This is a genomic window from Nocardiopsis sp. iso_40, from assembly GCF_056173285.1.
This window is the reverse complement of the sequence record NZ_CM149666.1, coordinates 3,285,106-3,308,131: the sequence shown is the minus strand read 5'-3', so window position 1 is coordinate 3,308,131 and position 23,026 is coordinate 3,285,106. Positions and strand designations below refer to the sequence as shown.

The window sequence follows — 23,026 nt, the reverse complement described above, 5'->3', positions numbered from 1 at the left end:
GAACAGGGGCCGGGCCCCTCACGGGCAGGAACGGGGGCCGGACGGTCCGTCGGCGCCGACGTCACCTTCACGGGAGCCGTCCGTTCCCGTGTCGGAGCACGCGAACCCGGGCAGGTTCGGGGGAAGGGGGTCCACGGATAAATCGGAGGGGGCTTCCCATGGTCGGAACGGGCAGCACGGGCCGCTGGATCCTGGCCTACGACGGGCCGGACACGTCCGGGGCCGGCGTGCGGGAGGCCCTGTGCACCCTGGGCAACGGATACTTCGCCACGCGCGGCGCTCCTCCCGAGGCCCGGGCCGACGGCACCCACTACCCGGGGACCTATGTCGCGGGCCTGTACGATCGCGCCGTCTCCACCGTGGACGGGCAGCAGGTGGAGAACGAGGACCTGGTCAACGCGCCCAACTGGCTCCCGCTGACCTGGCGCGCCGGTGACGGGGACTGGTTCGACCGTCCCGCTGCGCACCTCCCCCAGCGCACGGAGCTGGACATGCGCCGCGGAGTGCTGACACGGACCTTCCACACCGTGGACGGAGACAGGACCACACGGGTGGTTCAGCGGAGGCTGGTCTCGATGGCCGAGCCCCACCTGGCGACGCTGGAGACGACACTGGTGCCTGAGGGCTGGAGCGGTACGGTCGTCCTGCGCTCCGCCCTCGACGGCGAGGTCTCCAACACCGGTGTGGAGCGCTACCGCGCTCTCGAAGGGCGGCACCTACGCCCCCTGGGCACCGGGTCGAACGGTGTCGGCTCGGCCTGGCTGCGCTGCCGCACCCTCGCCTCGGGGGTCGAGATCGTGCTCGCCTCCCGGACAAGGGTCGTCCGGGGCGCCCGGCCCTCGTGCTCCGAAACGACCTCGCGCGAAGGCTGGGTCGCGGACGACCTGACCCTGGACCTGACCGCTGGGGAACAGACCACGGTGGAGAAGACGGTGGCCCTGTACACCTCCCGTGACCGTGCTGTCGGCGACTGCCTCGACGCGGCCCGCCAAGCCCTCGAACAGACGGGGGACTTCGACGCGCTGCTGCGCCGCCACACCACAACCTGGCGCCACCTGTGGCGGTCCTGCTCGCTGGACATCGGCGACGAGGAAGACCAGCGCGTCCTCAACCTTCACATCTTTCACCTGATGCAGACGCTCTCACCCCACACGGCCGAGCTCGACGTGGGCGTGCCGGCGCGCGGGCTGCACGGAGAGGCCTACCGCGGCCACGTCTTCTGGGACGAGGTGTTCGTGTTCCCGTTCCTCAACCTCCGTTTCCCCGAGATCGCGCGGTCGCTGTTGCGCTACCGGTGGCGGAGGCTGCCGCGGGCACGTGCCACGGCACGTGCCGCCGGGGTCAGGGGCGCTCTGTTCCCGTGGCAGAGCGCCAGCGACGGCCGCGAGGAGAGCCAGCGAACCCACCTCAACCCCCGGTCGGGGCGGTGGCTGCCCGATCACTCCTACCTGCAGCGCCACGTCGGCCTCGCGATCGCCTACAACGTCTGGCAGCACTACCAGGCCACCGGCGACACGGATTTCCTGTCCGGTTTCGGTGCGGAGCTGCTGCTGGAGATCGCCCGCGCCTTCGCGGACACGGCCGTCTACGACAAGGACCTCGCCCGGTATGTGATCCGCGGGGTCATGGGCCCCGACGAGTACCACGACGGCTATCCGGGCAGGCAGGGGCCGGGTCTGGACGACAACGCCTACACCAACGTCATGGCCGTGTGGGTACTGCTGCGCGCCCTGGACACCCTGAGCGTGCTGCCGGGGCCACGGCGCAGGGAGCTGCAGGAGACCCTCGGCCTGGGGGCCGACGAGGTCGAGAGGTTCGAGGTCCTCACCCGTAGGATGCGCGTCCCCTTCCACGACGGGGTCATCAGCCAGTTCGCCGGCTACGAGGAACTGGCTGAGCTCGACTGGGAGGCGCACCGCGGTGTCAGGCGTCTGGACCGTTTCCTGGAGGCCAGGGGTGACAGCTGCAACCGCTACCGCGCCTCCAAACAGGCGGACGTACTCATGCTGCTCTTCCTCCTGCCGGCCGACGAGGTCACCGCGATCCTGGACCGCCTCGGTTACTCCCATGATCCCCAGCTCCTGCCGCGCACGGTGGACTACTACCTCGCCCGTACCTCCCACGGTTCCACCCTCAGCTCCGTGGTGCACTCCTGGGTGCTCGCCCGCACCAGCCGGGAGGCGTCCTGGGAGTTCTTCCGTGAGGCGCTGAGGTCGGACGTGGATGACGCCCAGGACGGAACGACCTCCGAAGGCATCCACCTCGGAGCCATGGCGGGCACCGTCGACCTGCTCACACGCTGCTACACCGGTCTGGCCACGAGTGGAGGAGCCCTGCACCTGAGTCCCCGCCTCCCCGCGGAACTGGACCGCCTCTCGTGCCGTCTGCGTTACCGAAACAACTGGGAGGTGTGCGTGGACGTGCACCGTGACCAGGTGAGGGTCACCGTTCCTCCCCGGGAGGGGCCCGCGGTCGAGGTCCGGGTGGAGGGGGATGCGACGGCGGTCGCCCCTGGTTCCTCCGGGGTCCTGCGCTGCCGTGGCCGCTGACGGGGCCGGGGAGCCCGGACCACGTTCTCCGGTGGTCCGGGCTCCCCGGCCGCGGTTGCGGCTACAAACCGAGCGCGTGCATCGCGAAGTGGAAGGCGAACACCGCGCTCAGGACCCACATCAGCCAGCCGACCTCGCGCAACCTGCCCTGCGCGGACTTGATCAGGGTGTGCGAGATGATCCCGATCCCGATGCCGCTGGCGATGTCGTAGGCGAACGGCATCATCGCGATGGTCAGGAAGGCGGGGATGGACACCGAGACGTCCGACCACGCGATCTGGCCCACGTGCATCATCATCATGGCGCCGACCAGCACCATCGCCACGGACGCCGCCTCGGCGGGCACCATGCCGAAGACCGGGGCGAAGAAGACCGCGCTGAGGAAGAGCAGGCCGGTGACCACGCTGGCCAGACCGGTCCGCGCCCCCTCGCTCACCCCCGCGGTGGACTCCACGAACACCAGCGTCGCTGAGGAGCTGGTCAGGCCGCCGGTCACCGCCCCGGCGCCGTCGGTGACCAGGATCTGGTTGACCCGGGGCATCTGCCCGTCCGCGTCGGCGATGTTCGCCTTGGTGCCGATCGCCAGGATGGTGCCCAGCGCGTCGAAGAACCCGGCCAGCACCAGGGTGAACAGGATGACCCCGGCGGTGGTGGGCCCGGCGGAGGTCCAGGCGCCGAACATGTCCACCTGGAACAGCAGGCCGAAGTCGGGTGTGGACACGGGGCTGGAGGGCAGTTCGGGGACGCCGCCGCCCCAGGCGTCGGCGTCCAGCCGCATCACGAAGTGCACGAGCACCGCGAACACGGTCGCCCCGACGATGCCGTAGAAGATCGCGCCGGGCACGTTGCGCGCCAGCAGCACACTGGCCAGGACGAGCCCGGCCACGAACACCAGGATCGGCCAGCCGTTCAGGTGTCCGCCGCCGCCCGCGGAGCCCAGCTGCAGCAGGCTGCCGCCCTCGCCCGCGCTGACGAAGCCGGCGTTGGTCAGGCCGATCAGCGACACGAACAGGCCGATGCCGACCCCGATGGCCAGCTTGAGGTTGTGCGGGAGCGCGTTCATCACCGCGGTGCGCACCCCGGTGACCACCATCAGGATGATGGCGACGCCCTGCCAGACGACCAGGCCCATCACCTCGGGCCAGGCCATCACCGGCGCCGCCTGGTAGGCCACCACGGCCATCACGCCGAGGGCGGCCGCGCAGGCGATCGGCGCCCGGCCGACCACGCCCATCATGATGGTGACCAGCCCGGCGGCCAGGGCGGTCATGGTGGTCAGCTGCCCGGCCGAGAGCTGGTCACCGTTCACGTCGGTCACGCCGCTGAGGATGATCGGGTTCAGGACGATGATGTAGGCCATCGCCATGAACGTGGTCAGGCCGCCGCGGACCTCCTGCCCGAAGGTGGAGCCCCGCTCGGTGACGAAGAAGAAGCGGTCGAGCCAGGATCGATCCGTACCGGCCCGCGGTTGCGGCCGCGAACCGGTGTCGTTGAGTTTGGTCACGTCCCCTCCTGGAGGGATATGAGCACAGCGTTAACAGCCGTGTGTGGGGGGTTTGCTACGGAAAGTAGTCAAACTTGGTTGGCGCCGGGACGGCACTGTCCTGGCGACCCGCCCCGGGGCCGAGGGCGTCGGGGGTCCGGGGCGGGCGTCTTCGGGCGTGTCCGGCGGGCACACGCGCCGCCGTTCGGCGAGCGGTGTCCGTGCGAGCACGCCGGGGGAGGGGCGACGGGCGCTGGTGCCGCCCCTCCGGTCCGGGTGTCAGCCGGCGCTGCGGCCGGGGTTCACAGGTCGATGCCCACGATGTCCTCCGGTCGCACCGGGGCGTGCGTCAGCGGACGCTTGGTCGCGTCGCGCACCGCGGCCACGATCGCCGGGGTCGAGGACAGCGTCGGCGGCTCGCCCGCGCCCCGCAGCCCGTACGGGGCGTGCGGGTCGGGGTGTTCGAGCACGTCGATGCGCATCGGCGGCATGTCCAGGATGGTCGGGATCAGGTAGTCGGTGAAGGACGGGTTGCGGATCTCGCTGTCCCTGACCTGGATCTCCTCCATCAGGGCCAGCCCCAGCCCCTGGGCGGAACCGCCCTGGATCTGCCCGGCCAGCTGCTGCGGGTGCAGGACCTTGCCCACGTCCTGGACCGCGTCCAGGGCCACCACCTTCACCAGGCCCAGATCCACGTCCACGTCCACCACGGCGCGGTGCACGCACATCCCGAACTGGGTGTGCGAGGCGCCCTGGCCGAGGGTGGGGTCGAGCATCTCGGTGGGACGGTGGTGGTGCTCGCGGGTCTCCTCGACGACGGTGCCGCCGCTGGCGGAGTCGCCCAGCAGATCAGCCAGGGACACCAGCGCCCCGGCGCTCTGGGACACGACCTTGCCGCCGGTCAGGGACAGCTCGGCGTCAGGAACCGACTCCGGGATGATCCCGCGTTCGCGCGCCAGCGCGAACACCGACTCGCGCACCGCCTCACAGGCCATCTTGACGGCGCCGCCGGTCATGTACGACTGCCGGGAGGCCGAGGACGAACCGGCCGAACCCACCTGGGTGTCGGAGGGGGCGATGGCCACCTTCTCCACACCCAGTTCGGTCCGCGCGATCTGGCCCTTGACCGTCACCAGCCCCTGGCCGACCTCCGCCGCGGCCGTGTGTACCAGCACCACCGGCTCGCCGGCCGCGATCTCCAACCGGACCCGGGCGGTGGAGTAGTCGTCGAAGCCCTCCGAGAAGCACAGGTTCTTGAGGCCGACCCCGTAACCCACGCCGCGCACCACGCCCTCGCCGCGGGTGGTCCCGGCCACGCCGCCCGGCAGGGTGCGCTGGTCGGCGGGGTCCTCCAACGCGGTCCGCTCCACCGGCATCGGCAGGTCACGGCACCGCTCCAGCATCTCCGTCATGGGCAGCGGCATGTCGATCTCCTGGCCGGTGATGATCCGCGAGCCCTGCGACATGGCGTTGCGCACCCGCAGGTCCACCGGGTGCATCCCCAGCTTCTCGGCGAGCTTGTCCATCTGGGACTCGTAGCCGAAGCAGGCCTGCACCGCGCCGAAACCGCGCATGGCGCCGCACGGCGGGTTGGTGGTGTACACGCCGTAGGCGTCCACCAGCACGTTCGGGACCTCGTAGGGGCCGATGCCCAGCGAGGAGGCCACACCCACCACCGCCGGCGTCGCCGAGGCGTAGGCCCCGCCGTCCACGACGATCTCCAGCGTGGCGTACAGCAGCGTCCCGTCGGCCCTGGCACCGTGCTCGAAGCGCATCTTGGCCGGGTGCCGGTGCACGTGGCCGTAGAAGGACTCCTCGCGGTTGTACACGAACTTCACCGGCTTGCCGGTGCGCAGCGCCAGCATGCACGCGTGGATCTGCATCGACAGGTCCTCGCGGGCGCCGAAGGCGCCGCCCACCCCGGCCAGGGTCAGCCGCACCTTGTCCTGGGGCAGCCCCAGGGCCGGGCCGATCTGCTTCTGGTCCACGTGCAGCCACTGCGTGGCCACGTACAGGTCCACACCGCCGTCCTCGGCGGGCACGGCCATCCCCGACTCCGGGCCGAGGAAGGCCTGGTCCTGCATGCCGACCTCGTACTCGGTCTCCACGACGGCGTCGGCCCGGGCGCGCAGGCGCTCCAGCACCTCCTGCTGACCCTCGCCCGACTCGGCCACGCCGACGAAGTCGCCGGTACGGATCGGCTGGTGTCGCACCCGGTTGCCGCGCTGGTGGTACTCCTCGTGGACGGGCAGGGTGCCCTCCTCGTGGACCAGCGGGTACTCGGGGTCGTGGGCGGCCCGCAGCGAGTCGCTCACCGGGGGCAGGACCTCGTAGTCGACCCTGATGCGCTCCATCGCCCGGCGCGCCGTCTCGGGGTGGTCGGCGGCCACCACGGCCACCGCCTCGCCCTTGTACCGCACCTTGTCGAAGGCGAGCACCGGCTGGTCCTGGAACTCCAGGCCGTAGCGCTTCTCGCCGGGCACGTCCTCGTGGGTGAGCACCGCCTCCACACCGGGCAGCTTCAGGGCCTCGGTGATGTCGATGCCCAGGATCCTGGCGTGCGGATGGGGGCTGCGCAGGGTCGCGCCCCACAGCATGCCCTCCATCCACAGGTCCGAGGAGTAGGCGAACTCGCCGGTGACCTTCAGTGTTCCGTCGGGACGGCGCGGGCTGGCGCCCAGCCCGTCCCTGGTGGTGCTGGACAGGTCCGTGGTCACGGTCCGGGTCGTCGCCTTCATCAGCGACTCACCTCCTGGATGAGGGATCGGTGCGCCGCACGGCCCCGGGCGGCAGCGGTCTCGGCGGAAAGGGTGCGCAGCTCACCGCGGTCGACGACGGTGTTCCCGCCGACCAGGAGCCGCTCCAGCGGCGGGACGGGACCGAAGGTCAGCGCCACCACCGGGTCGGCGATCACGTCGTAGCCGAAGCCGTCCACACGCCACAGGGCCACGTCGCCGACCTTGCCCGCCGACAGCGAACCCAGCTCCGCGTCCCGGCCCAGCACCCGGGCCCCGCCCAGGGTGGCCAACTCCAGGGACTGGCGTGCGCTCAGCGCCTGCGGCCCCTTGCGGGCCCGCGCCATCATCAGAGCCTGGTGCATCTCGCCGGCCATCAGCGTCAGTTCGCTGGAGGCCGGGCCGTCCACGCCCAGCCCCACCCGGGCGCCGGCCTCGAGGAGCTCGGTCACCCGGCAGATCCCCGCACCCAGACGGGCGTTCGAGGTCGGGCAGTGGGCGATACCGGTGCCGGTCGCCGCGATCCGGCCGATCGCCGCGTCCGACAGGTGCACGGCGTGCGCGAACCACACGTCCTCGCCGAGCCAGCCGAGCTTCTCGGCGTACTCCACGGGGGTGCACCCGAACTCGGCCAGGCACTGCTCCTCCTCGTCGACGGTCTCGGCGAGGTGGGTGTGCAGGCGGACGCCCTTCTCCCTGGCCAGGGCGGCGCCCTCGACCATGAGCTCCCGGGAGACCGAGAACGGCGAGCACGGCGCCACCGCGACCCGGGTCATGGAGTCGAAGGAGGCGTCGTGGTGGGCGTCGATCGCCGCGGCGGTGCCGGCGAGCGCGCCCTCCAGGGTCTCGACCACGCTGTCCGGCGGCAGCCCGCCCTGGCTCTTGCCCCGGTCCATCGACCCGCGGGCCAGGTCCAGGCGGATACCGACCTCCCGGGCGGCCTCGACCTCGGCGACGGCGATGTCACCGCGGCCGGAGGGGAAGATGTAGTGGTGGTCGGAGGCGGTCGTGCACCCCGACAGCGCCAGGTGGGCCAGACCCGCCGAGGTCGTCCCCGACACCACTCCGGCGTCGAGGCGGTGCCAGATCTCGTAGGATCCCACCAGCCACTCGAAGAGGGTCCCGTCGGCGAACAGCCCCTGGGTGGCCCACTGGTACAGGTGGTTGTGCGTGTTGACCAGGCCAGGCGTGGCCACGCAGCCGCGCCCGTCGACCCGTTCGGCCCCCTCCTCGACCCGCGGGGCGGGGCCGGGGCCCACCGCGGCGATCCGCCCGTCGCGCACCACCACGTGGCCGTCGGCGTACTCCGGGCCGTCCACGGTCACGACGTGTGCGCCCTCGATGACCACGGTCCGGCTCATGAGCTGCTCCCGGCGGCCTCGGCGCGCCGTGCCGCTGCCAGGTGCACGGCGTCGATGATCTTCTCGTACCCGGTGCAGCGGCACAGGTTGCCCGCCAGGGCCTCCCTGATCTCGGCGTCGCCGGGAGCCTGCCCGCCCGCGCCCACCGTGCGCTCCAGCAGGTCGTCGGTCTGCACCAGCAGGCCCGGGGTGCAGAAACCGCACTGCACGGCGCCCGCCTCGACGAACGCCTCCTGGACGGTGCCCAACGCGCGGTCGCCGCCCTTGCCGGCCCCCTCGGCCAGGCTCTCGACGGTGCGCACCTCGCGCCCCTCGGCCTGCCCGGCGGCGATCATGCAAGAACACGCGGTCACACCGTCGAAGTAGACCGTGCACGAACCGCACTCGCCCTGCTCGCAGGCGTTCTTGCTGCCCGGCAGCCCCAGGCGCTCACGCAGTACGTACAGCAGGCTCTCGCCCGGCCACACGTTGTCGGCCGTGACGTCCTCGCCGTTGACGTTGAAACTCACGCGCATCGCGTGGCTCCCTTCCGGTAGTCGGTGACGGACCAGCTCAGTGCGCGGCGGGCCATGACCGACAGGGCGTGCCTGCGGTACTCGGCGGTTCCGCGCTGGTCGTCGATGGGACGGGCGGCGGCGGCCACGAGCTCGCCGAACCGGCGGACCACGGGCTCCGCGAGCGGACGGCCGTCCTCCCAGTCGAACTCGGCCTCCAGGAACTCCTCGGCCGCCTCCGAACGCAGCGGCGTCGGCCCGGCCGAACCGATTCCGGTGCCCACCGCACGCCTCTCGGTGTCCAGCGCCAGGCTGAAGGAGGTCACCGCGATCACCATCGCGTTGCGGGTGCCGATCTTGGCGAACTGCTGCGGGCCAGGGGCCCGGGGCAGCAGCACAGCGGTGATCAGCTCGTCCTCACGCAGCGCGGTGGTGCGGAAGGACAGGTAGAAGTCGCGGGCCCGGACCCGGCGCGTGCCGCGGACGGAGGCGAGTTCGATCACGGCGTCCGTGGCCAGCAGCGGCGGGTGGGACTCGCCAGCGGGGGAGGCCCCGCCGAGGTTGCCGCCGACCGTGCCCCGGTTGCGGATCTGCGGGGAGGCCACCGAACGCGAGGCCTTGGCCAGCGCGGGCGCACTCCCGGACAGGTGCTCGATGATCCGGGTGTAGGGAACCCCGGCGCCCAGACGGGTGTGGTCGCCGTCCACCCCCCACTCGGTCAGCTCCGGGACCCGTGTCAGGTCGATCAGCGCCGAGGGGCGGCGCTTGTCGAAGTTCATTTCCACCATCACGTCGGTACCGCCCATGATGGGCACGCCGTCGGGGTGGGCGCTCCTGGCCTCTAGGGCCTCCACCAGCGTGGATGGCCTCACGAATTCCATGCTCGTCCTCGTCCTGCGCAGTGCGGTCTGGTCGCCTGGGTGTGTCGTGATCCCTCGTTGGTCGGGGCGATCATGTGAAGTACAGCACTCGCCGACCGCCCCCGACCAGCCAGTGATGACATGAAGTGATCATGGAACGAACGGTCGCTGTTGGGCGTTTCCTACAAGTGTCATCGTTGCTGGCAGCGAGGACCAACGGACCTGGTGCCGCGCGTCCCCGTCCCCGTGCACACTGTCCTGATACGAAGACACCAGCGGTGGGGTTCGGCCCACCCGACCTACAGAGGGAAGTCCATGCAGATCAGTGAGCTGCTCGCCGTCAAGCGACTGCACCTGCGGTTCCTGGCGGGCGCTGAGCACGCCCACCGCGACATCCGGTGGGCCTACACCACTGACCTGCTGGAGCCCGCCCGCTACCTGCGCGGCGGAGAGCTCGTCCTCACCGGCATGATGTGGCGTACCCGCCCCGAGGACTCCGAGACCTTCGTGGCCTCGGTGGTCAGCGCCGGGGCCCTGGCAGTGGGGGCCGGAACCGCCCTGGGCGAGGTCCCCCAGGACCTGGTCGCGGCCTGCGAGGCCCACGACGTCCCCCTCGTCGAGATCCCCCCGGAGACCTCCTTCGGCGTGGTCACCGAGGAGGTGCTGCGCTCCCTCACCCAGCGCCGCTTCACCACCATCGCCGAGACCCGGGACCGGCACCGCCGGGTCATGGCCGAGGTCGCCTCCGGGGCGGACTTCCCCGAGGCCTTCGCCTCCGCCGCCGAGCAGGCCGGTCTTACCGCCTGGGTGATCTCCTCCAGCGGCAGACAGGTGGCCTCCTCCGGCGCCCCGCTGCCCGCCGGGGACCGGGAGAACATCGCGGCCAAGGCTCTGACCTGGTCGGCTTTTCCACACACCACCCGTGTCTCCTCCGGCGGGGAGGGGCGCACCCTGACCGTCCTGCCGATCAGTACCAAGGAGTCGCACCCGCTCGCCAGTTGGCTGCTGGTCTGTACCGGTGACCACGCCGCCTGGACCGAGGAGGAGCACGAGTCCGTCGCCGAACTCGTCTCCGTCGGGGTTCTGGCGCGCAGCCGTGACGAGGAGCGCTCCCTGACCACCGCCCGCCACCTGGAGGGCCTGCCCCGCCTGCTGGCGGCCCAGCGCTTCGACGAGGTGACCGCCCTCATGCGCGGCACCGGTGACGGCGAGGAGCCCGAGGACCGCGCGCACGTCGTGGTCAGTGCCATGATGCTCCCCGAGCCGCGCGTACCCGACCTGGCGCGCCGGGTGGTCGCCGAACTCGTCGCCGACCACCCGGGCGCCTTCGTCACCGGTGAGAACGACACCCTCGCCGTGATCCCGGTCGAGGGGTCCGACCACCAGGCCCGGGCCCGCGCCGAGACCATCCGCGCCGAGCTGGTCCAACGCGCCCGGGTGCTGGACGGCGGCCTGCTCGACTACCGGCTCGCCGTCGGGTTGAGCTCGGCGGCCACGGGCGTGCCCGAGCTGCGCGGGGCCGCGGTGGAGGCCCGCCACGCCCGCCGCCTGGCCGAGCTGCGCGGCGGCCGTTCCCGGGTGATCGCGGGTGCCGAGATCGACTCGCACGAACTCCTGTTGGCCTCGGTGCCGGAGGAGGTGCAGACCTCCTACCGCGAACGGCTGCTGGGGCCCCTGGTCGACTACGACCGCGACCACCGCTCGGAGCTCGTGGACACGCTGGAGCAGTTCCTGTCCTACTCGGGTTCCTGGCAGCGCTGCGCCGCCGCCATGCACGTGCACGTCAACACCCTGCGCTACCGGATCGGCCGCGTCGAGGAGCTCACCGGCCGCGACCTGAGCAGCCTCGAACACCGCGTCAACCTGTTCCTGGCCCTGAAACTGCGCGACTGAGCACCGGGCACCGGGTGCCGCAGCGGTGGCGCAGTGGTGGCGCAGTGGTGGCAGAACCCGTTCTGTCACCGTCTGCCGTTAGGGTCCGGCCCGTGAGTACCGACCTTCTCGCCGCAGCCGAGACCACCGACGCCGACCTGTCCGAACTCGACCTGCGTGAGGCGCTGGCCCGGGACCCGGGTGCCCCGCGTGTCCTGACCCGCTGCGACCTGAGCGGGTCCGATCTGCGCGACGCCCATCTGGTGGACGCGCGGTTGGTCAACTGCCGTCTGGACGGGGCACGCCTGGAGCGTGCGGTCCTGGAGGGCGCGGTGTTCACCGGGGGAGGGGCCTCGGGGGCGAACCTCTCGCACACCGACTGCACCGACACCCGTTTCGAGCGCACGGACCTGGCCAACACCCGCTGGCAGGGCGCCCTGCTGACCGACACCGCCTTCACCGGGTGCCGGCTGACCGGCGCCGGGCTGACCTCGCTGCGGGGGATCGGTTACACCTTCTCCCAGTGCAACCTGATGCTGGCCCGCTGCAAGGGGCTGGTCCTGCGCGGTCAGGTCCTGGAGGGGCTGCGGATGGACGAGGCGGACCTGGCCTCGGCCGACCTGCGCGAGACCGTGTGGGTGGAGTCGCGGCTGCGCGGCGCCAACCTGGTGCACGCGAAGTTCGCCGGAGCCGACCTGCGCGGCGCCGACCTGGGGGAGTTCGAACTGCAGCAGGCCGGGTTCCTGCGCGGGGCCACCATCAGCCCCGCCCAGGCCGGGATGATCCTGGGCTCCCTGGGCATCACCGTCGCGGAGTAGGCGCAGGGGTTGCCCCGGGCCGGGAGGCCGTGCGCGGACACCGGGCCGGGGGCGCTCCCATGCGGTGCCCCCGGCCCGATGGCCCGTCATCTGCCCGTCATTAAAAATCTACGCCGTAAAGGCGTGGCTTCGGTTCATCAAGCTCTACGACACCACCGTCGAGGCCATTGCCCGCGGGGGCGACCACGCCAACGCGTTCGCGCTCGGCACCGCCTTCAAGGCCTGCGCGGCACCACACCCACCGAACACCGGCGCGCGACGGCCCCGACCGAGCTCAACCCGCCAGTACCCGGCGCAGCCACGGAAGACGCTGTTCCCGTGCGGACCGGCTGAGCACCGCCTCCGGCGCGAAGCCGTCGAAAGAGTGGAAGCCGCCCGGCCACACGTGCAGTTCCGCGCAGCCGCCCGCCCGCCAGATCCGGGAGGCGTACTCCACGACCTCGTCGCGGAAGGTCTCGGCCGAACCCACGTCCAGGAACGCCGGAGGCAGCCCGGACAGGTCCCGCGCTCGTGCCGGGGCGGCGTAGGGGGACACCTCCGGGCCCCCTGCGCGCTCACCCAGCAGGGCGCCCCAGCCGGTGGTGTTGGAGACCCGGTCCCACACACCCAGCCCGGCCATCTGGCGGCCGGAGACCGAGTCGTTGCGGTCGTCCAGCATCGGGCAGAGCAGGAGCTGCCCGAGCGCGGAGGGGCCGCCGCGGTCCCGGGCGAGCAGGCAGGTGGCGGCCGCCAACCCGCCACCGGCGCTGCTCCCGCCGATCACCAGCCGGTCCGGGTCCGCCCCGAACCCGGCGGCGTTGGCGGTCCACCACACCAGGCCGGTGTAGCAGTCCTCGACCGGCGCGGGGTGGGGGTGTTCGGGGGCGAGCCGGTAGTCCACCGAGACCAGGACCAGGTCCAGTTCGCGGGCGTACTCCAGCAGCCCTGGGATCTCCCCGCCGCGGTGGGTCCCGGCGACCATCCCGCCGCCGTGGATCCAGTACAGGGCCCCGGTGGCCCCAGTGGCCTGCTTCGGCCGCCACACCAGCAACGGGACCTCGGTGCCGTCCGCACCCCGGGCGGTGTGCTCCTCCTCGACGAACGCCCCGCCGGTCAGGTCCTCGTCGGGCGCGGGCGCCCGCTTGGCGCCCTCCGCCCTCAGGACCGGGATCATCTCGGGGGTGATCGAGGAGGGGACCTGTTCGCCGAGCACGGCCAGCGCGGCGGCGAGTTCGGGGTCGAAGGGGGGACGCGGCTGAGGGGGAACGGACACGGGGGCCTCCGGGGGTGGGGGGCGTTGCGCTCCCATCATGCTCCAGCGCCCGCCTCTCCCTCCAGTGCCTGTCAGCCTTCCAGGGGGACGTCAGCCCTCCAGCGCCTGCGCTACCGCCGCCTGGACCCGGGGGATCCGGGCGGCCCCGCCGCCCTCCATCCGCCAAAGCGAGTCCTGCAGGACCCGAACCAGGGTCCACGCGCGCGCCCGCTCCCGGTCCAACCCCGCCGCCTCGGTCAACAGGTCGAACCGCCGCCGCGTCTCCCGGACCGGGTCACCGGTGGCCTCGGCCTCCTCCCACCGGTTGCGCAGCGCGGGCAACAGTTCGAAACCCGGATCTCCCGCCAGCGGTTTGGGGTCGATAGCCAGCCAGGGGCCGCGCCCGGCGGCGGGCGAGCCCTCCAGCGGGGCCAGGATGTTCTCGTAGTGCAGATCCCAGTGCAACAGGCGTTCACCGGGCTGGGCGGCCATCTCCTCGGCGGTAGCCGCCCAGTGTTCGTGCACCGGGCGCCAGACGCTCTCGACCCGGTCGATTTTGGCCTGGCCGTGCTCGGCGATGTCGCGGGTGATGGGCCCCAGGCCGCGTACCCCTTCTGGTGCGGGGCGGGCGTTCAGCCGCGCGAGTAGACCGCCGATCACCTCTAGCGCCTCGTCCAGGGGCTCCTCGTCCACCGGCTGCATCTTGAGCACGGCGGCCGAGCCGTCGGCGCGCTCCACCGGCACCACCAGTGCCACCATCCCGTGCAGAGCGGCGCCGACGGGGTGCAGCCCCACCGGTCGCACTGGCGTGCGGCCGACCCGGGCCGGGGCGCTCAGGGCTCGCGTGTGTCGCCCACCGCGGCGAAGGCCGATTCCAGCAGCTCGGCCAAGGGGACGCCCCCGTCCGCCCGGACCCATGCCTCACCGGCGGCGTCCAGGCAGGCGATGGCGCACGCGACCAGGGACCGGGCCCGCACGTCCAGCCACTGGTCCCCGGTGCGCCCGTCGGCCAGGCGGCGCCGGACCTCGGGGACGAGCTGGTCCTGCCACTGCAGGTGCTTCTCGATGCACCGGGACCTGAGCGAGGGCGTCTCGTACATCATCTTCGAGACCTTCAGCATGCGATCGCCGCCTCCGGGCGGGCCGGAGACGCTCAGCACGACGTTGCGCAGGGCGGTCCAGGGGGGTTCGGAGTCGGGGCGCTCCTCCAACGCGTACCTGGCCTCCTCGCCCTCCCGTACGAGGTCGTCGAGCACGATGTCCTCCTTGGTGCCGAAGTACCGGAAGAACGACCGCCGTGAGATGCCGGAGGCACGCGCGATGTCGTCGATCGTCGTGGCCTCGAAGCCCCTGCTCAGGAACAGGCCCATCGCGATGTCGGTGATCTCCGCGTAGGCCGCGCGGCGGGAGCGCGTCCACAGACGCTCAGTGTTCGTCTCTGCTGGTTTCACGTCTCGATCGTAACCATGCGCCTCCCAGTGCCCGATTGACACCCAGTGCCAGACAGTCCTACGATGCCAATCATTCGACGGAAAGGGAACCGCATGGACACGCTCGACTACCGCAGGCAGACGGTCCTCATCACGGGGGCGAGTTCGGGTCTGGGCGCGGACTTCGCCCGCCGACTCGCCGCGCGCGGCGCCGACGTGGTACTCGTCGCGCGCCGACTGGACCGGTTGGAAAAACTCGCGGGCGAACTCGCCGAGAGGTACGGGACCGAGGCCGTCCCGATCTCCCTGGACCTGTCCGAGCCCCGGCCCGGAGCGGCACTCGAACGGGAGCTGGCCGCCCGGGGAGTCCAGGTCACGAGCGTCATCAACAACGCGGGTTTCGGCACGCACGGGCCCTTCCACGAGGGGGACCGGGAACGCCTGGACGCGGAGATCGCCGTGGACGTCACGAGCGTCGTCGACATCAGCCGCACCTTCATCGAACGCCTGCGCGAGCGCGGCGACGGATTCCTGGTCAACGTCGCGAGCATGGCGGCCTATCAGGCCACCCCCGCCCTGGCCGTCTACGGCGCGGCCAAGGCGTTCGTCCTGAACTTCACCGAGGCGCTGTGGTACGAGGCGCGCGGAACCGGCCTGCGCGTGCTCGCCCTGTCCCCCGGAGCCACCCGGACCGAGTTCTTCGAGGTCGCCGGTGAGGGCGCGGACGGGGGCGCGCGGTGGATGGCGGCGGGGGAGGTCGTCGAGACCGCCCTGTCCGCGCTCGACCGCAGCAATCCCCCGCCCAGCGTGGTCGCCGGACGGTTCAACCGGCTCTCCCTGCTGCTCACACGTTTGGTGAGCCGTCGGCGGACCACCATGGTCCTGGGGGCGATGATGAGCCCGTCCCGCACGGCCCGATGACCTCAGAACGGCCCTTGCGGCACCCGACGAAGGGGGCTCACCCGATCTCGGGACGCTCCGGGCCCGCCTCTCCGGGCTGAACGATCGGAGCACGGTCGAACATCAGGGACCAGGGCCGCCCACCGCCCTCCTCCGGCAACCGGCCCCGGTCGGAGGCACCCGCGAACACCTGCGCCGCCACCTCTGCGAACACCGGGGCCGCCGGATGGGCGCCCCGCTCCGGCCGCACCGCCTCGGTCCGCCGGTGCAGCGGCGCCCCCGCCAGGGGGACGTCAGCCCTCCAGCGCCTGCGCCACCGCCGCCTGGACCCGGGGGATCCGGGCGGCCCCGCCCTCCATCCGCCACAGCGAGTCCTGCAGGACCCGGACCAGGGTCCACGCGCGCGCACGCTCCCGGTCCAACCCCGCCGCCTCGGTCAACAGGTCGAACCGCCGCCGCGTCTCCCGGACCGCGTCCCCGGTGGCCTCGGCCTCCTCCCACCGGTTGCGCAGCGCGGGCAACAGCTCGAAGCACGGATCTCCCACCAGCGGTTTGGGGTCGATCGCCAGCCACCGGCCCCGCCCCGATCCGGGAAGCGGCGCCAGCACGTTCCCGTAGTGCAGGTCCCAGTGCAGCAACCGGTCACCCGGTTCGGCCGCCAGCTCCCGGGCCAGCCCCGCCCACCGGTCCAGGCGGGCACGGCAGGCGGCCCCGGCCCGCTCCCGAACGGCCGGTCCTGCGGCGCGTTCGGCCAGGCGCCGGGTGACGCCGCCCAGCTCGCGAACCCCCTCGGGCCCCCGATACGCGCCCAGCCGGGCCAGCAGGGCGCCGATCACCTCCAGGGCCTCGTCGATCCCCGTCCGCTCCAACCGCTGTTCGGGCTCCAGCGCCTCCAACAGCATCGCCCCGGTCCGCGGGTCGTGGTCGAGCAGCCGGACCGCGCCGTCGCCGTCCCAGGCGCGCAGCGCGGCGGGCTCACCCCCGGTCTCCTCGTCCCACGGCTGGAGCTTGAGCACGGCCGCGCGTCCGTCGGCGCGTTCCACCGGGACGACCAGGGCCACGGCGCCGTGCATGGGGTAGCCGGTCGGCCGCAGGCCCCACCGGTCGCACTGGCGGGCGGCCAGCCCCGGCAGCGCCTCGGCCCAGTCCGGGCCGAAGAAGCCGGTGACGCTCTCGGCGAGGCCTGGTGGAACTGGGAGCGGGGGAGTGGGTCCGGTCAACCTGCTGGTCTCCTTCGTTCCTGACGCCGAGGCGGTACGGGAGGGGGCCTTGCGGGAGGTGGCCCTGTCACCTGCCCCGGCTCGGGGCCCGGCGGTCGTTCCGGCTGAGCGCCTCGGTCATCCCGCCCAGGGCGGGCTTGGGGGCGTAGCCCTCGTCGAAGGGCAGCGCGGCGGTGTATCCGGGGAACCACTCGGGGATCCAGGAGTGCGAGTCGGCCACGCCCCACACCGACACCCCCACGCAGCGGGACACCGCCAGGCAGGACTCGACGACGTACCGGTACTCCTGCGCCTGCTCGGCGAGCTGCTCCTCGCCGACCGGCTCGGGGATGCGCACGTCCAGCTCGCTGATCTCCACGTCCAGGCCCAGGTCGGCGAAGCGCTGCATGTTCTCGGCCAGGTCCGGGGGGACGTTGCCGTGGACGAAGTGCCCCTGGAAGCCGATGCCGTGCAGCGGCGCACCCTGCTCCAACAGGCCGGAGGCGAGTGCGTACAGGGCGTCGGCCTTCTCCCCTCCGCCCTCGACGCCGAACTCGTTGATGTACAGCTTCGCTTCGGGGTCCACCTCGTGGGCCGTCCGCAGGGCCTCGGCGATGTAGTCCTCGCCCAGCGTCTGCAGCCACAGGTTCTCCCGCAGTTCGGGGGTGTCGTCCTCGAAGGGCTCGTTGATCACGTCCCAGGTGCCGATCCGGCCCTCGTAGCGGCCCAGCAGCGCCTCCGTGTGCTCGCGCATGACCGTGCGCAGCTCACCGGGCTCGAAGGACCCCCGGGCCAGCCAGTCGGGCTGCTGGTTGTGCCAGAGCAGCGTGTGCCCGCGGACGGAGAGCCCGTGGTCCTCGGCGAAGCCCACCACGGCGTCGGGGCCGCTCCAGTCGAACTCGTACCGTTCGGGTTGGACGTACTGCCACTTCATGGTGTTCTCGGCGGTGACCGACGTGTAGTGGTCGGTGACCAGGTCCTGGTATCCGGGGTCGTGCGTGAGCGGGTTGACCGCCACCGCCACGCCCAGTTCGATCCCGTGCGCCTCGGCCAGGGCCGGAAGCTCGCTCCCGGGTTCCTCGTCCGGTCCGGGCAGGACCAGGAACACGATCGCCACCACCAGGAAGATGACCACGCACACCGCCCCCGCCGACAGTAGGACACCCCGTCCGCGCGTGGCCGAACGCCAGCCGTTCCGGACAGCTTCCCGCACCCCCGCGCCCCGCCCTCTACCTGTACCCGGTGGTGACCGGGAAGGCGGACAGGGACCGCACCGTGATGGTCGCGCGCCGGTCGGGTGCCGCGGCCGGACCCAGCCCCGGGGCCCGCTGGGCCAGGGCCCGTAGCGCGATCTCTCCCTCCAACCGGGCCAGCGGCGCCCCCAGGCAGTAGTGGATCCCGCTGGAGAAGGCCAGGTGCTCACCGGAGTCGGCCCGGGTGATGTCGAACCGGTCGGGGTCCTCGAAGTGCCGCGGGTCGCGGTTGGCCGACCCGATCAGGCACATGACCTGTTCACCGGCCCTGACCCGCTCGCCCTGCACGTCGGTGTCCCGGTGCGCCCAGCGCCCGGTGAGCTGGACCGGCGCGTCGTAGCGCAGGGCCTCCTCCACCGCCCCGGTGGCCAGGTCGGGGTCGGCGACCAGCCGGTCCCACTGTTCCCGGTGGCGCAGCAGCGCCATCACCCCGTTCCCGATCAGGTTCACCGTGGTCTCGAATCCGGCGAGCAGCAGCAGACGGCACATCGAACCCAGCTCGGCCGGGGTCAGCTCCCCCTCGTCGGCCTGGCCGACCAGGGTGGAGACCACGTCCTCGCGCGGGTTGGCGCGGCGTTCGGCCATCACGCGTCCGAACAACAGCTCCAATTCTGCCGTCGCCTCCCGGATCTGGTGCAGTTGGCGCGCCGAGCGGGCGCCGTCCAGTGCCTGGCCGAGCACGTAGCCGATACGGACGAAGTCGGCGTTGTCGCGTTCGGGGACGCCCAGGAGCCTGCTGATGACCGTGATGGGCAGGGGCTGGGCGAAGTCGCGCATGAGGTCGAACCCGCCGCGGGCCAGGGCCGTGTCCAGGAGCTCGGCGGTGATCTCCGTGATCTGCGCCCGGTACCGGGCCATGTTGCGGGGGCTGAACGCGGGCCGGGCGAGCCTGCGCAGCCGGGTGTGGTCGGGCGGGTCCATCTGCAGGAAGGAGAGGTCGACGGTGTTGAACTGTGCGGGGGGTTCGGTGTGCCCGGGCGGGAGCACGCCGAAGTCGCGGGAGCGCAGCACCTGGTCGACGGCGGCGCGGGTGGTGGCGGCCCGGAAGGGCAGCCGACTGGAGACCAGGGGGCCCTGTCCGCGCAGCCTCCGGTAGGTGGGATAGGGGTTCTCCCGCCAGGGCCAGTGCAGCAGGCGGCTGGGGTGGTCACCGCCCTGGGCGGTGAGCCACGACACGCTGTTGGCCACCCGCAGTCGGGTGTCGGTACGGAGGGTGTCGAGAATCTGCATGGCTGTGGAGTCCTCTCGGTGACGTCTTCGACCCTAGGCGCGGCCCCGCCGCCGATACCGGCGTACCTCGGAGTTGGCCGTCTGTGGCCAGGTGGGAACTCCGGTGCCGTACCCGGGCGCCGCGTCCCCGCTCCGCGGCTCCGGCGGGGGCCGCGCGAACCCCGCGACACCGGCGGGGGCCGCGGGTGGTGACGGTGGTCCGGGCGGGGGTGCCAAGCCCTAGACTGGGGCCCCGTTCGGTAGAAGACGCCGCAGAGCCGGAGGTTGAGGACGTTGGGGCCGCTAGAGAGCACTGATCCGGAGCGGGTCGGTCGGTACCGGCTGATCGGGCGCCTGGGCGCCGGGGGCATGGGTCAGGTGTTCTTCGGCCGATCGGCCGGCGGCCGAGCGGTCGCGATCAAGCGCATTCACCCACACCTTGCCACGGATCCCTCCTTCCGTCAGCGGTTTGCCCGCGAGGTCACCGCCGCCCGTCAGGTCAGCGGGGCCTTCACCGCACCGGTCATCGACGCCGGGCCCGACGACGAGGTCCCCTGGCTGGTCACCTCCTACGTGCCCTCGCTGCCGCTGGACGAGGCGGTCCAGGCGCACGGGCCGCTGCCGGAGGCGAGCCTGCGGGTGCTGGCGGCCGGTCTGGCCGAGGCGTTGGCCGAGATCCACCGGGTCGGACTGATCCACCGCGACCTCAAACCGGGCAACGTGCTGTTGGCCGAGGACGGGCCGCGGGTGATCGACTTCGGTATCGCGCGGGCCACCGACGGCACCGCGGCGACGCAGTCGGTGATCGGCACGCCGGGGTTCATGAGCCCCGAACAGGTGCAGGGCGCGGAACTCGCGCCCGCCAGCGACCTGTTCGCCTACGGTGCGGTGCTCGCCTTCGCCGCGGCCGGCACCGGGCCCTTCGGTGAGGGCAACATGCCCACGATGGTCATGCGCATCATCAGCCGGGAGCCGGACCTGTCCGGTGTCCCGGAGTCGTTGCGTCACCTGGTCGCGGCCTGTCTGGCCAAGGAGGCCCGGGGGCGTCCGGGGCCGGGGGAGATCCTGGACTACCTGGGCGACGTGCACGTCGGCCCGTCCTGGCTGCCCCCGGCGGTGATGACGGGTGTGCACGAGCAGGTGGCCAAGGTCAACAAGGCGCTGGCCACCTCCGCGGGGGAGCCCGGTGCGACCGGCGGCCACCAGCGCACCGAGGTGCTCGGCTCCGGCGGTGCGGCGGTTCTGGGCGGGGCCGCCGCCGGCGCCGCGGCGGCGGGCGCCCTCGGCGACGACCAGGCCACCCGGGTGGTGCCGCCGACCGGCCACGGCACCCAGGACCCGGCGGACGGCGCGACCTCTGTGCTGGGCGGCCAGCAGCAGGGCGCCCCCTACCGGCCCACCGCTCAGTTTCCGGAAGCACAGGCCGGAACGCAGGCCCCCGGACAGCCGGGCCAGGTTCCGCCCACGGCCCGGTACCAGTCGGCGCAGCACCAGCCCGGCCAGTACCAGCAACCCCGGCAGTACGGTCAGGGGCGTCCGGTCGGGGACGACCCCTACGCCGACCTGTACGGCGGGCCCCGCGGTCAGCGGGCCGATCCGCGTCAACAGCAGTATCAGCAGCAGGAGCAGTACCGGCGGGCCGAGGAACAGCGCCAGCGGCAAATGGAGCAGCAGCGCCACCAGCAGGAGCAGCAGCGCCGCGCCCAGGAACAGCAGCAGGAGCAGCGGCGCCGCCAGGAGGCGGAGCGGGCCCACCGCGAGCGGGTGCGCGCCGAGCAGGAGGCGGCGCGGCGGGCCCAGGCGGAGGCGCGCCGCGCCGGTCAGCCGGGCCTGTGGAGTTTCGTCAAGCTACTGCCGCTGCTGATCATTCCGCTGATCCAGATCCCGCTCGGCTACGGCGCGGCGCTGGCGTGGTCGTGGTTCACCACCGAGGCCGACGTGTGGACCGGGGCGGCCTACTACTTCGAGCCGTGGAGCATGGACTCGTTCTGGCACGCCACGATGCTGGGGTACTTCATCCTGAACAACCTGGTGTCGGTGGAGTTCCTGGTGCGCTCGCTGCGGACCTCGTTCGTGACCGGTGCGGTGCTGGCGCTGGGGGCCGTCGCCGCCACCAACGGTTTGCTGTACAGCTTCGGTTTCTGGGGCTGACCGGGCCCCGGCGGGGAACAGGGGCGGGCCCGGCCGGGCCCGCTTCCGGCGCCGCGGTGGCGCACACGTGCGCCCGGGGCGCGGTCGGGGGCGGATCAGTGCGGTCGGCGGTGGCGTCCGCGGGGCCGGGGACACAATGAGCGCTCCCCACCCGCCTCACCACGAGGAGAGCCGAACATGGAGAGCGCACTGACCGCAGCGGAGAAGGTCCTGGCCCCGCTGCCCGAACTGTCCCCCGACGTGGAGGAGATGTACGAGGATCTGCACCGCCACCCCGAGCTGGGTTTCCAGGAGGTCCGGACCGCGGGTGTCGCCGCGAGGAGCCTGCGCGCGTGCGGCTACGGGGTCCACGAGGGGGTGGGGGGCACGGGTGTGGTCGGGCTGCTGCGCAACGGCGAGGGCCCGGTGGTGCTCCTGCGCGCCGACATGGACGGCCTTCCCGTGGCCGAGGAGACCGGTCTGGACTACGCGGCAACGGACGCCACCGGTGTCCGCGAGGGCCGTCGGGTCCCGGTCATGCACGCGTGCGGCCACGACGTCCACGTGGCGTGCCTGGTCGGGGCCGCGCGGTTGCTCGCCCGGTCGCGGGAGCACTGGTCGGGGACGGTGGTGGCGCTGTTCCAGCCGGCGGAGGAACTCGGAACCGGCGCACGCGCCATGGTGGAGGACGGCCTCTACGAACGGGTACCGCGCCCGGACGCCGTCCTGGCCCAGCACGTCTCCCCGCTCGCCGCCGGACACGCCGCGTACTGTCCGGGCGAGTCCATGGCCGCTTCCGACGAGGTACGCATCACCTTCCACGGGGTCGGCGGGCACGGTTCCCGCCCGGAGGCCGCCAACGATCCGGTACTGACGGCCGCGGCCTTCGTGCTGCGCGTGCAGATGGTCGTCTCCCGGGAGATCCCCGCCCGGGAGCGGGCGGTCCTGACCGTCGGCTCCATCACCGCGGGCGAGGCGGCCAACGTCATCCCCGAAACCGCCGAGGTGGCACTGAACGTGCGGAGCTTCGACCCGGCCGTGCGCGAACGGATCCTGGCATCGGTCGAGCGCATCGCCCGGGCGGAGTCCGACGCGGCCGGAGCCCCCCGGCATCCGGACGTCCGCCACACGGGCGGTTTTCCCCTCACCCGCAACGACGGCGTACTGATGGAGAAGGTCAACGCCGCGCTGCGGGCCCGGCTGGGGGAGGACCGGGTGCACGAGATCGGTCCCGTCACCGGCAGCGAGGACGTGCAGTACATCGCCGACGCCGCCGGGGCGCCCCTCTACTACTGGTGGCTGGGGGGATGGGAGCCCGAGGAGTTCCTGCGCGCCTACCGGGCCGGCACCGCCGACCGAGACATTCCCACCAACCACTCTCCCCGGTTCGCGCCTGTGCGTCGGCCCACGCTCGACACCGGAGTGGCCGCGATGGCGGTCGCGGCCCTGTCCTGCCTGGCACCGGCCGACTAGCGTCCCGTACGGTCCGCCGCCCGTGGTCC

Annotated in this window: 17 protein-coding genes; 6 read left to right on the top strand and 11 right to left on the bottom strand. The window is 72.4% G+C overall.

Annotated features, from left to right (window positions below; all coding sequences use genetic code 11):
* The first annotated feature begins 158 nt into the window (after window positions 1-158).
* A complete protein-coding gene (locus tag AC0VYD_RS14525; RefSeq protein WP_475476069.1) occupies window positions 159-2,549 on the top strand; it encodes a glycoside hydrolase family 65 protein in 2,391 nt (796 codons plus the stop codon).
* A gap of 61 nt (window positions 2,550-2,610) precedes the next feature.
* Here AC0VYD_RS14525 and AC0VYD_RS14520 read toward each other — a convergent pair whose 3' ends face one another.
* The 5 genes from AC0VYD_RS14520 to AC0VYD_RS14500 form a co-directional block, all read right to left on the bottom strand.
* On the bottom strand, window positions 2,611-4,053 hold the full coding sequence (locus AC0VYD_RS14520) for an NCS2 family permease (protein WP_475476068.1): 1,443 nt from the start codon (window positions 4,051-4,053) through the stop codon (window positions 2,611-2,613).
* Window positions 4,054-4,334: 281 nt separating this feature from the next.
* Entirely contained in the window at window positions 4,335-6,770 is a 2,436-nt protein-coding gene (gene pucD, locus AC0VYD_RS14515; protein WP_475476067.1) for a xanthine dehydrogenase subunit D, read from the bottom strand.
* The gene (locus AC0VYD_RS14510) at window positions 6,770-8,128 is read right to left on the bottom strand and encodes an 8-oxoguanine deaminase (RefSeq protein WP_475476066.1); all 1,359 of its coding nucleotides are present in this window, start codon (window positions 8,126-8,128) and stop codon (window positions 6,770-6,772) included. The genes pucD and AC0VYD_RS14510 overlap by 1 nt, the downstream gene beginning before the upstream one ends.
* A complete protein-coding gene (locus tag AC0VYD_RS14505; protein ID WP_475476065.1) occupies window positions 8,125-8,643 on the bottom strand; it encodes a (2Fe-2S)-binding protein in 519 nt (172 codons plus the stop codon). The genes AC0VYD_RS14510 and AC0VYD_RS14505 overlap by 4 nt, the downstream gene beginning before the upstream one ends.
* Window positions 8,634-9,503 carry an FAD binding domain-containing protein gene (locus tag AC0VYD_RS14500; protein ID WP_475476064.1) on the bottom strand — a complete coding sequence of 290 codons (870 nt, stop codon included), beginning with the start codon at window positions 9,501-9,503 and terminating at the stop codon, window positions 8,634-8,636. The genes AC0VYD_RS14505 and AC0VYD_RS14500 overlap by 10 nt, the downstream gene beginning before the upstream one ends.
* Window positions 9,504-9,797: 294 nt before the next feature.
* On the opposite strand from AC0VYD_RS14500, the gene AC0VYD_RS14495 reads away from it, so the two are divergent.
* A complete protein-coding gene (locus AC0VYD_RS14495; RefSeq protein ID WP_475476063.1) occupies window positions 9,798-11,375 on the top strand; it encodes a PucR family transcriptional regulator in 1,578 nt (525 codons plus the stop codon).
* Window positions 11,376-11,467: 92 nt separating this feature from the next.
* Window positions 11,468-12,172, top strand: coding sequence for a pentapeptide repeat-containing protein (locus AC0VYD_RS14490; protein ID WP_475476062.1), 705 nt, complete (start codon window positions 11,468-11,470; stop codon window positions 12,170-12,172).
* A 274-nt stretch (window positions 12,173-12,446) separates the two neighbouring features.
* Here AC0VYD_RS14490 and AC0VYD_RS14485 read toward each other — a convergent pair whose 3' ends face one another.
* The 3 genes from AC0VYD_RS14485 to AC0VYD_RS14475 form a co-directional block, all read right to left on the bottom strand.
* Complete coding sequence (locus AC0VYD_RS14485; RefSeq protein ID WP_475476061.1) at window positions 12,447-13,424, bottom strand: alpha/beta hydrolase; 978 nt, start codon at window positions 13,422-13,424, stop codon at window positions 12,447-12,449.
* Between the two features lie 90 nt (window positions 13,425-13,514).
* Entirely contained in the window at window positions 13,515-14,321 is an 807-nt protein-coding gene (locus tag AC0VYD_RS14480) for an aminoglycoside phosphotransferase family protein (RefSeq protein ID WP_475476060.1), read from the bottom strand.
* A complete protein-coding gene (locus AC0VYD_RS14475; RefSeq protein WP_475476059.1) occupies window positions 14,237-14,854 on the bottom strand; it encodes a TetR family transcriptional regulator in 618 nt (205 codons plus the stop codon). Before AC0VYD_RS14475 ends, AC0VYD_RS14480 begins: the two co-directional genes overlap by 85 nt.
* Window positions 14,855-14,947: 93 nt before the next feature.
* Here AC0VYD_RS14475 and AC0VYD_RS14470 point away from each other — a divergent pair, with 93 nt between their 5' ends.
* Window positions 14,948-15,754, top strand: a complete 807-nt coding sequence (locus tag AC0VYD_RS14470; RefSeq protein WP_475476058.1) for an SDR family NAD(P)-dependent oxidoreductase — start codon at window positions 14,948-14,950, stop codon at window positions 15,752-15,754.
* Window positions 15,755-16,026: 272 nt separating this feature from the next.
* Here AC0VYD_RS14470 and AC0VYD_RS14465 read toward each other — a convergent pair whose 3' ends face one another.
* The 3 genes from AC0VYD_RS14465 to AC0VYD_RS14455 form a co-directional block, all read right to left on the bottom strand.
* Window positions 16,027-16,953, bottom strand: a complete 927-nt coding sequence (locus AC0VYD_RS14465) for an aminoglycoside phosphotransferase family protein (protein ID WP_475476057.1) — start codon at window positions 16,951-16,953, stop codon at window positions 16,027-16,029.
* A 67-nt stretch (window positions 16,954-17,020) separates the two neighbouring features.
* On the bottom strand, window positions 17,021-18,145 hold the full coding sequence (locus AC0VYD_RS14460; RefSeq protein WP_475476056.1) for an endo-1,4-beta-xylanase: 1,125 nt from the start codon (window positions 18,143-18,145) through the stop codon (window positions 17,021-17,023).
* A 16-nt stretch (window positions 18,146-18,161) separates the two neighbouring features.
* Window positions 18,162-19,415, bottom strand: coding sequence for a cytochrome P450 (locus AC0VYD_RS14455; protein ID WP_475476055.1), 1,254 nt, complete (start codon window positions 19,413-19,415; stop codon window positions 18,162-18,164).
* 273 nt (window positions 19,416-19,688) lie between these two features.
* On the opposite strand from AC0VYD_RS14455, the gene AC0VYD_RS14450 reads away from it, so the two are divergent.
* Window positions 19,689-21,545: a serine/threonine protein kinase gene (locus tag AC0VYD_RS14450; RefSeq protein WP_475476054.1), complete on the top strand. Its 1,857-nt coding sequence runs from the start codon at window positions 19,689-19,691 to the stop codon at window positions 21,543-21,545.
* A gap of 177 nt (window positions 21,546-21,722) precedes the next feature.
* Window positions 21,723-22,997 carry an amidohydrolase gene (locus AC0VYD_RS14445; RefSeq protein ID WP_475476053.1) on the top strand — a complete coding sequence of 425 codons (1,275 nt, stop codon included), beginning with the start codon at window positions 21,723-21,725 and terminating at the stop codon, window positions 22,995-22,997.
* Window positions 22,998-23,026: the final 29 nt, after the last annotated feature.

What these genes read in the sequence shown, in the direction of transcription:
- AC0VYD_RS14500 (WP_475476064.1), bottom strand. Translation starts at nt 9,503, where the DNA reads ATGGAATTCGTGAGGCCATCCACGCTGGTGGAGGCCCTAGAGGCCAGG.
- AC0VYD_RS14505 (WP_475476065.1), bottom strand. Translation starts at nt 8,643, where the DNA reads ATGCGCGTGAGTTTCAACGTCAACGGCGAGGACGTCACGGCCGACAAC.
- AC0VYD_RS14455 (WP_475476055.1), bottom strand. Translation starts at nt 19,415, where the DNA reads ATGCAGATTCTCGACACCCTCCGTACCGACACCCGACTGCGGGTGGCC.
- AC0VYD_RS14480 (WP_475476060.1), bottom strand. Translation starts at nt 14,321, where the DNA reads ATGGGTCCGGGCGGACGGGGGCGTCCCCTTGGCCGAGCTGCTGGAATC.
- AC0VYD_RS14445 (WP_475476053.1), top strand. Translation starts at nt 21,723, where the DNA reads ATGGAGAGCGCACTGACCGCAGCGGAGAAGGTCCTGGCCCCGCTGCCC.
- AC0VYD_RS14495 (WP_475476063.1), top strand. Translation starts at nt 9,798, where the DNA reads ATGCAGATCAGTGAGCTGCTCGCCGTCAAGCGACTGCACCTGCGGTTC.
- AC0VYD_RS14470 (WP_475476058.1), top strand. Translation starts at nt 14,948, where the DNA reads ATGGACACGCTCGACTACCGCAGGCAGACGGTCCTCATCACGGGGGCG.
- AC0VYD_RS14510 (WP_475476066.1), bottom strand. Translation starts at nt 8,128, where the DNA reads ATGAGCCGGACCGTGGTCATCGAGGGCGCACACGTCGTGACCGTGGAC.
- pucD (WP_475476067.1), bottom strand. Translation starts at nt 6,770, where the DNA reads ATGAAGGCGACGACCCGGACCGTGACCACGGACCTGTCCAGCACCACC.
- AC0VYD_RS14525 (WP_475476069.1), top strand. Translation starts at nt 159, where the DNA reads ATGGTCGGAACGGGCAGCACGGGCCGCTGGATCCTGGCCTACGACGGG.